General features: G+C 46.4%; 1 protein-coding gene and 1 pseudogene. Both read right to left on the bottom strand.

Annotated elements, in window-relative coordinates:
* Nucleotides 1-660, bottom strand: a 660-nt coding sequence (locus PX481_RS23725; protein ID WP_288096386.1) for a PP2C family protein-serine/threonine phosphatase, incomplete at its 3' end; no start/stop codon positions are given.
* Nucleotides 661-704: 44 nt separating this feature from the next.
* Nucleotides 705-1,013 (bottom strand): annotated as a pseudogene (locus PX481_RS23720) (AarF/ABC1/UbiB kinase family protein); the annotation flags it as partial.

The raw sequence follows: 1,013 nt of genomic DNA, 5'->3' as shown, positions 1-1,013 counted from the left end.
TAAATTCTCGACAATTTCCTGACAATCGGCACCGGTTTGCAAATAATCGCTAATTTCCTCGTCGGAAACTTCTTCCGTCAAACCATCACTACAGAGAATTAAACTATCGCCGGATTGCACATCCAGGGGAGATACCGTCACTGGGGGCAAATTGCGACGACCGAGACATTGAAATAAAATATGTCGCCAAGGGTGGTTTTTCGCATCTTCTTTGGACAGATCGCCCATTTTTATCGCCCTAGCTATCCAAGTATGATCTTCCGTCACCTGTTCTAATTTTTGCTCACGAAAGCGATAGAGACGGGAATCACCAATATGGGTGTACCAAGAGCCATCATCTCGGAAGATAGCCATGACTAGGGTTGTCCCCATGTCCTGTCTTTCGGGATTTTTGAGTTGATCTTCAATAATCTTCTCGTTAGCGGCAGTAATTGCCTCCTGCAGCAATTCCCCGGCAGCCAGGTCAGAATTCCAGTGTTCTTCTAGATGAGCTTGGATAGTTTTAGTGGCGATTTGACTAGCTTCCTCGCCCCCCGCATGACCCCCCATACCATCAGCAACGATAAAAAAGCGGCGATCGGGGTCGATATAATAACTATCCTGATTAACCGATCGCACTACACCAGGATCGGTCATTCCCCCAAAAGAAAGATTGTTCATCGAAATTTCTGCTGCTAACACAATATTTATTATCCTGCGATCAATTACATCATACGATCCTGACGTTCAATTTTTCGCCAAAGTCTCAAGAGGGCTATCCCCGGCAGCAGCGAAATCGCCATCGGTACTAAAGTTAACCAACCAAAACCATTGACAAATAGAAGAGTCGCTGAGATAAGCAAAGCACTGATCAGTAAAGTATAGTTGGTTCCCATTTGAATCATACCCAATCGCCGCAAAAGTCGATCGGATTCGCTGGAACGTACCCGGACGCGGATATCACCCCGTTCTAATTTTTCGATCGTATCATCGATGCGTCGGGGTAAACTCAGGGCGGTGCTGCTCACTTGGGC

This window comes from Microcystis sp. M53603_WE2, assembly GCF_030065435.1.
This window is presented reverse-complemented; position numbering and strand designations above follow the sequence as displayed.